Annotated in this window: 5 protein-coding genes; 2 read left to right on the top strand and 3 right to left on the bottom strand. The window is 35.3% G+C overall.

Annotated elements, in window-relative coordinates; genetic code table 11:
* The first annotated feature begins 187 nt into the window (after positions 1-187).
* Entirely contained in the window at positions 188-553 is a 366-nt protein-coding gene (locus ACFINF_RS06915) for a hypothetical protein (RefSeq protein ID WP_375620241.1), read from the top strand.
* 43 nt (positions 554-596) lie between these two features.
* Positions 597-1,046: a hypothetical protein gene (locus tag ACFINF_RS06910; RefSeq protein WP_375620240.1), complete on the top strand. Its 450-nt coding sequence runs from the start codon at positions 597-599 to the stop codon at positions 1,044-1,046.
* Positions 1,047-1,865: 819 nt separating this feature from the next.
* Here the strand turns inward: ACFINF_RS06910 and ACFINF_RS06905 are convergent.
* The 3 genes from ACFINF_RS06905 to ACFINF_RS06895 all read right to left on the bottom strand — a co-directional run bounded on the left by ACFINF_RS06905 (position 1,866) and on the right by ACFINF_RS06895 (position 8,473).
* Positions 1,866-2,627, bottom strand: coding sequence for a DUF4167 domain-containing protein (locus tag ACFINF_RS06905; RefSeq protein ID WP_375620232.1), 762 nt, complete (start codon positions 2,625-2,627; stop codon positions 1,866-1,868).
* A 1,664-nt stretch (positions 2,628-4,291) separates the two neighbouring features.
* A complete protein-coding gene (locus ACFINF_RS06900; protein WP_375620231.1) occupies positions 4,292-4,735 on the bottom strand; it encodes a hypothetical protein in 444 nt (147 codons plus the stop codon).
* Positions 4,736-7,966: 3,231 nt separating this feature from the next.
* The gene (locus ACFINF_RS06895; protein ID WP_375620230.1) at positions 7,967-8,473 is read right to left on the bottom strand and encodes a hypothetical protein; all 507 of its coding nucleotides are present in this window, start codon (positions 8,471-8,473) and stop codon (positions 7,967-7,969) included.
* Positions 8,474-8,554: the final 81 nt, after the last annotated feature.

The following is an 8,554-nucleotide window of genomic DNA, read 5'->3' as shown; positions in this document are numbered from 1 at the left end:
ATCTCAAAGGAGGAACTGGCATCTCAAAGGAGGAACTGGCATCTCAAAGGAGGAACTGGCATCTCAAAGGAGGAACTGGCATCTCAAAGGAGGAACTAAAAAACTTTGAAAACGTTTAATAATGAAGAAGCCCCTAGGCTGACAAATTGGAGTCCACGCTGTCAACCTCTCATTTGGAAAATAATTGATGAATCCCCTTGTTTTTATCCTCTTATTAGTTTCATGTACAGATGATTTTAATAGTTGCTATTCAAACAATACAATGGTTAAAATCTACCCAACGGCTCAAGCATGTGAACAATCCATGATACCATCTACAAAAAAGTTTGCATTTTCTGGACAACAAATTTTTGCCCAATGTATAAACGTACATGCAAATTTACATCAACAAGAAGTAAAATTGATCTGGTCTGTAACAAACCGTGGAAATTTCCTGCTTAAAAGCCAAAACGTAAATAACAAGATATCTACAGTCCAGAAAGAAAGTATTTTACCAACATCGCTTCCTCTTTTGCATTCTTCTTCCACAAACCTCTTGCACAAAAAACTTTAACAGCATAAACCCATTAGATCTCAAAAAATACTCAATGAAAGACATGATGGATAATAAGCGAATGCAACCTTCAAAAGACCATCACACAGAGCAAAACTCTCTGCCTCAAGATCTCCCTTTAGATCCTGCTGTAGAACGAGTGAGAAAAAAACTTATGGGTTTAATGATTATTTCCGTTTTAATAACGCTTTTCCTTATTCTAACCGTACTGTTTTTAATTGTTTATAAAGTGATAGCAACCGGATCAGCGCCAAAACAAACAGAGCTATCTTCCTCTTCCAGCAAAAACCCACATATTATCCATCATACGCTCTCTCTACCGGAAAAAACACAGATTTTGTCGCAAAGCCTTTCAGAACACAATATTGTACTGAAAGTTTTAACCCCTGATGGACAAACAAAATTTATGATTTACAATTATCACACCGGTATACTAATCGCCGTTCTTTCTGTTGAAACAAAAAAAGAAATATCGAAAATATTACCTCATTAAGCAAACTAACATCACCACAAGCGCTTACATAGCATCCCTGAAGATTTAAACATTTTTCCTCTACTTCAAGATGCAACCACTCGGGCGACAGTGCGTTTTTCTCTGTATCTCCTGACTTAAATCTCGGAAAAGAAGAAACCTTTCTATCAACGCATTCCCATGCCTAAGGAAATTGACATCGCTTGGAAAAATTCTAATAAACGTGCAAGAAATGTATCTTTTTGAATGCAAAAATTCAACATATTAATTTATAGTGATCATTTATTTTGCATGTCAAACGAGAACCTCAAATACTGTAAGATTCTCCCCTTTCAAATCTGTTCATGAGGAACTTAATCAAAATCATTTGCTCACATATCCCAGCAAGGAAATGGATGAATAAAAATACCTCTTATGAATGATCCGGTATCAAAAGAAGAACTGTTGCAACATTAAAAATAAAAGCAATAACGCCCAGCTTACATCTTTTATTAAGCAAAGATAACCGATGGATTTCACATGATAGAATTTATGAGCACCATCGCGAAATGAGCATAAATACATTGAACAATATTAAATATAAGTGTGAATAAATAAAACAACAACATTGCGTTCTTCATACAAGAACTTCCTCTTAAAATACACGGATGTGCTTTTCTCTGTATCCCCTCACTTAAATCCCAGCAAAGAGGCAATCTTGTCTGTCGACACCCTTCGTTAAGTTCCTAGGACTGACCGTGAAAATTCAAAGAAAGCGCAAGAAGCTTCTTGAGCATATATAATTTACCATCATGATACTAATAACATCACCACAAGCGCTTAAACAGCATCCCTGAAGATTTAAACATTTTCCTCTGCTTCAAGATTGACCACTCGGCGACGGCGCGTTTTTCTCTGTATCCCCTCACCTAATCCAGGCAACGAAGAAACCTCTTTTGTTGCTGTTGATGCATCTCCATTGCTCGTGCTTTCTGCTGTTGTAAGTGAAAGCTCAAGAGATGATTCATCTTGTTGGGTCCGCACAATACGTCGACGGGGAGAACGGCGTGTTTTTTTAACGGGTTCAACATTTTTCTCAGAGCGACAGTGCTCTTGATCCGTTTTTTCATCCGATAGAGCCTCTAAAGCATTTTCACGCCCATCCCCATTTTGCGTTTTAGCATATTGGCCATTGCCATTTTTTTGCGACGGCATCTGTAATACATCTGTATCACCCTCGACAGCATCCTTTTTTTCACCGTCAAGATTTATTTCACCGCATTCTTGCTCGTTGTTTTCATCACCACGATTTTCATCACCACGATTTTCATCACGCCGAACCGATTGAGACATTTGTCCAGCTGCTGCTAAAATAATACGCAAATAGTGCTCGGCATGTTGTAAATAATTCTCCGACATAACACGATCACCCGCACCTTGTGCATCACGCGCAAGGCTTATATATTTATCGGCAATTTGCTGAGCATTCCCGCGAATTTTAACATCCGGACCGCTGCTTTCATAATTGCGAGACAACGGATTAGGACCGCGACGATTATTATTGTTATTACCATTATTGTTATTATTGCGACCGCGTACCCGTCTATTTTGTTGTGGCCTCATCTTTATCCCTTTTTGGAGTGTTTGTCTTAATGTATGTCTTAATTGACTCTTCCTCATTGCATTACCTTTTGATAATGCTAATCATTTTTAACATACGGTTATTAAGCTATCCGCGTTTATTTTACTCAAACGAACCCTACTGATATTGATAAAAGCATATATTTTCTTGAAAATCACAAAACAGCAGGGAAATCGTAAATCAAAAATTCCCTCTTTCTCTGTTAAACAGCAGAAACCTAATGATGTTCACATAAAATGCCAAGTGTTTTTTTTAAAATAAACCATATTTCACTAAAAAAATAATTATCTTGTGGAAAACAAAAAGGAAAATACACATACAACACACCTGACAAAGAAAAATTCCTGCCAGAGAATATTAGAAGCTTCCTTTTTTGCTCTAAAACCACCGCTCCTAAAAACGCCGATATCCTCTACCCCCTCGTGCATTTAACTCACAAGCACTTCCATCCCAACGAGTCACTGCGCGAACCTCTTTATTTTATGAATATAGCCTCTCTTCATCGCTAAAGCAACCCCTTGCGAGCGATAATCCACGATCGCTTCACAAAACCTCTTGATCTTTATAGATAGATTAATACGAAGTATTATTCAAGCCCTATAATCACCAAGAGATTAATCTTCTTTCCTAAATAAGCCCGATACTATCAATTTCTATTTTAACCCATGGAGTTTTTAAATTAATCACAGTTTTTATTTATAACAAATTGAGCTTAAAAAGCAAAATATTTAAATACAAAAAAATATAAAATTATAAAAAAATGACCAATATGTCACACTTTCCTAAAAATCAGCTTCTTCTCAAAAACTATCAATAAGAATGGCATAACGCATTTCCTCTCTTATCTTTTCTGATAAAGAAAACTGGAATTATAAAACAAGCACATTTGTAAACCCAGCACAGCACTTTACGCATGAAGCAACCTTGAATGTTTAAAAAGGAATGTTTCTTTTTTACTCATTTTTGTCATTTCTATTGACTTACGCCCTCAAAGAACGAAGGTTCTCAAGTCACACGGCTCTGTCAACAATAAAAATTCTTGTAAAATTCGTACACTGAATTGATTTATAATCATAATTCATATTTTTTGTGTTGAGTAAGAAAACTTAATACCCTAGGATTTTTCATCCTCAATCTGTTTGCTATTGAATCAATCTCTTTTTCTTTCATGTTACACGCGGAAAAGCCTGTGTGGAGTAAAAACGATAAAGAAAGGCTAAAAGTGCCTCTTATGAACCATCTCTAAGGCTCAAGGGCTGTCAGCAAACACCATTGAAAGCTCGCAAAGTGTAAGTGGTACTTGGGGCTTACTTTTGTTTGAAACGTAAAGATGAATATGCTCTATAAATTTTATACACTTCATGGGGGCTTTACCATTATACCCTTCACCAGAGCCATTACGAAATGGATTTCCCACGCCTGTTATTTCCCTAAAAAAAGGGAAACAAATCCTCCTAAAACTCCACCACGCCCCCTTAAACATTTCAAGGAGACATCCATGCCTTATGTCGCCACACCTTAAATAAGAAGTGCAATATAACAAGATAAATAAATAAAATTTCTATTGGTCTCGAGGCAGATCGTAATTTAAGGGGTTTTTATCTTTTCATCAAAATTCGCCTCCTTTAACTTTCCGTATAAAAACTTAAAAGTAATTGCGCCTTTTGCCTTTTTTATTTTCTTTTTCATTAAGAAAACAATCGCGTAAGAGAAAATAATTTCCATCCCCAGGTCGTACCAACGTCAAACATTGTTTTTTTGCAGTATCAGAAAGCTGATCCCACATTTCACGAATAGCAAAATAGGCCTCACTTTCCAAATTAAGACAATGCTGATAAACTTCTCTTTTCATATCGGGCATAACGGAAGCAGAAATTTCCTTGCAATATACACGCAGATCAAAAACAGGAATAACCAATTCAACGGGTGCTTGTTGTGTTATTTTTTCATGAGAAGAAAAATAACTGATCACCTTTGCAACAACAAAACACAAAATCACTATACAAAAAAGTATTATGCAAACAAAAGCAATCTTGCGATATAATCTTTTAAAATAAGCCTTTTGCCTTGCACGAATTCTTTTTTCCATAAAGATTGCACCCTTTAACATCCCAAGAGAAGCTTTTACAGCAAAAAATGATAGAAGTTATCTGTGTACACAATACAGGCTATAGCGGCAAACGATCAAGACTCTTATGTCAAAAGACTCTTTTTTATCGTATAATTTTTATCGTATAAAATTTTTGTGAAACACTTTTCTCATGCCCTTTATGAAAAAATAGGGATTATAATTTTCTTTCACTACCTTAAAAGACGAAGATTCTTCATCCATGTGGCGCTATAAACAATTCGTCTTCTTTAAGACACATCACATTGATTTATAAAGAGTATTTATTGTTTTTCATATCGAATAAGAGACCCGAATACCATAAGATTCTCTCATCCTAAATTTGTTTTCTGTTGAAACGATCAAAACCATGTCGCTTGCAAGTTACAAGCGGAGCTGGCATGTGGATTAAAAACTGTACAAAAAAGGCATATGCCTCTTATAAAGCGTCTCACGAACCAAGACTTTCATACTATTAGGAGCTGAAAAAGTGTATGAGAATACCAGTCTACACTTTTATGAAGCATAAAGATAAGGGAGATATCTTATAAGTTTTATACATTTCATAGGAGCTTTACCCTTATACCATTGACGAGTGTCCTTGTGAAAAGGACTTGGGAGTGAGATATCTCTTTAAAACAAGTCCGTGAACATGCAATAAATGTATATTCAGAGACAAATAATATTTTAATATTTTGAGCATTCTGTTTTTATGTGAGAGGCATAATCCCAAAAAGACACGCGATACACAAAGGCATAAGGCATTATCTTTATTATTTAAATAATATCGCTATAGATAGTTTTGAAAATTATAAAGCAAAAAAATGATAGCACAAAGAGTGATTAATATGCCTTTATATTTTTCTCAATAAGGCTGTCTCCCTATTTGAGAAATCACTCAAATACAGCCCCCCATCTAGCATACATAAAGTCTAACTTACAAAAGCTGGAGTCGCTCAGAGAGTTTTGCCCTTCTGAATCCGTAAGGCTCTCATTCTTCTTTCTCTCAAACATGTTACAGCTTTGAAATTTGATGTTGTTTAACAAGCAACAAAAAAGCTCTGTGCTCTCTTAAGAAAACAACGCTTTAAGGTTACACGCATAATGGATTGGAAAGATGTCTTAGCTTTTTATCAAACGCGCTGTAAAACAACGAGCGTAACACATTAGCTTTGCTTATCCCAAAAATATTCATCCCAATTTCTTGTATCCAAATCTCTTGTGTCCCATGCATAAAGATCAAGTTGAAGGAAATATATGGACAACCCTAGACTTGAAAATATGAAAGGAAGGCGTGACAGAGTTTCGCGTTCCTTATGTCATGCAAAAGCATTAGACATTCTGAAACAAGCACACTTCTTGTCTCGTAATGATTCCTTTTTTCTGCTACCGGTCAAATCCCCTTATTTAGAGAATTGGCTATCACAAGTTATGCAACAAATAGCGCTATATGCAACAAACAGAACCTGATTTATACCCGCATGGAATTCGTTCCAGTTTACATGATTGGCTCGCAAAATCCACTTGACTTTCCCCTTTGCCTTTCCCCCTCATGGGATCTCTATCACCATAGAATAAAAAGCGATATTTTATGACGCTTTATGGACAAAATCCCCACCGCCCGAAGAGTTCATCACATGACGAAAAAACACCCCTCATATTCACCACACACAAACACTTCAATATATAAAACTTACATGCCTTCTATCACCGCACTCTCAAAAAGCAGCACGAAAACAAGATAAGAAATTATTGATGTAAAACTCCAAACAAAGAAAAGAACGGACTTTCTAATCGAGATCAACAAACACTATAAAAGACACATTTGTAAAAGACACATTTGCATTTTTGATCATGCGGGCATGCATAATAATTGCCCTTCAAGTGCGCCACCATTTTACGCTTCACCCCATACCACTCTCCGTCAAACAGTAACAAACATTCTTTAACTATTCAACGCCCCCCATTATAATCAACGCAAAGAAACTAAACAGATACCTGCATTTTTATTTTGAATCTTCCTCACTGGGATAAAACACACAAGAATTTAGAGATTTCACTGCAAAACGAAATCACAAAATACAATGATGCGAATAATGAAAAAAACATCCAAAGCCACCTCAATAATAGATATATAGCCCCCCTGCTATTAGACAAAAAAAAAGCCGCACCTTTAAATGGCGCGGCTTATGAATAGAGATATAATTCAATAAAATACAAAAGAAATCAATAATAAATACTTATACACAAATCGTATAATATTGCAAGCTTTTTAATTATATTTATAAAACTTATCCAAAAAGAGTATAAATAATAACGCCTTCGTATTAATGGAAGTGATTTGCAACAACGCACTTTCTAAAATCAAAATACTTTGTAGTTTTATTTCAATATCATCCATGAAAAACACACATGGTTTAAGTACATAATTATAATAAAATCCGTTCTTTTACGCTTGTAAAAGCTGGTTTTTCTTAACTTGCATCCACCACTTCAAAAGACGAAGCTTCACCTAATCTAATCTATTAATAGCTCGGATTATAGCGGGGTCCATTTAGCTTTCCCACATGTGATTTACTTAAACTTAAAGCTCAACAAATAAGCCCTGCCTTAAATATTTGGCACGCCTTTAAAAACACTTTTTGTGTTATTTTGGCTCTTACAAAGAGCTTTACCTTATATCATCACACCTGAAAGGACAGTATTTACAGCATAAGACAAATAAACAACCGCTTGTACAATCTTGTTTGATAAGAAAACAAGTGACAATTAAAACTTTCTTTTTATGGGATTTTTGACAAATTAAAATTGCGATAAACTGCTTTTTTCTCTTTTAAAAAAGCGTAAAAACAGCGAATTGTTTATAAATTTAAAATCATTGAACGCTCTATCCAAAAGCTTTTTAAAATTATTGCAAGATTTTTATCGTTTACAAACTTCTTTTGCCATGCGTTTCTGTTTGGGCACAGCTCCTTTCTCTGTAGGTTTTAAAAACTTTCCCTTAGATTTCAATATGCACCCTAATCTCCCCAACAACTCATGATCAACTTTCCTGCAACAACGCTTCTCTTTTTATTAAAACTAGACTCTCTATCAATTTTTACCTTTTTTAACATCTCAAACAGAGTGCAATTCCACACCCCACCAAAGATATAAATAAAGTTTATCTGATCTATAACTTCAACCCATACCTATTGTTATAATCAGTTTTTTCTATTTTTCCTTTTTTAAAAAAGCAGAAATCCCTCTAGACTGCTCAACACCCATGTATTGACTAACATTACTGTGTATTTCTAGCGGCTCCTGTGCTGTAAGTTTTGAAACAAAAGAGCTGTAGTCTATTTTTGGCGTCTCGTTTATTGGAGAAAAAAATATGTCTCCAGCAGACAATGCTTCTATTTTAATGTCTGATCCGCTCACAATACTGCTTGATGTCGTTATTCCACCACTCATAACATTATTAATACTGTCTTGATTCTCTTTTTTCGTATTTTTTTTCTGTTCGACCTTGGTAGGATCTAGAGTATTTAATTTTTTTTCTAACACATCCATGCGCTTTGCTAAAGCATCCATGCGCTTTGAAATTTTTGTAATATCTTCATATGCTTTCTTCAACAATGCATTTAAAGGAGCATGTCCCATTCTTCCGCTAGCATAAAGAACCACACGAATACATTCAGGATCATCAATATCGGCAATAGAAAATGGAAAAAGTGCCATTATATCCCCCCTTTTTGATAAGCTAAACGCGTATTAAGCATTTGAATATCTTTTTCCGTTGTACGGCTCTTGCATTCTTCA

It is taken from the genome of Bartonella sp. TS25HLJMH, from assembly GCF_042193505.1.
Classification (GTDB): Bacteria; Pseudomonadota; Alphaproteobacteria; order Rhizobiales; family Rhizobiaceae; genus Bartonella; species Bartonella grahamii.
This window is presented reverse-complemented; position numbering and strand designations above follow the sequence as displayed.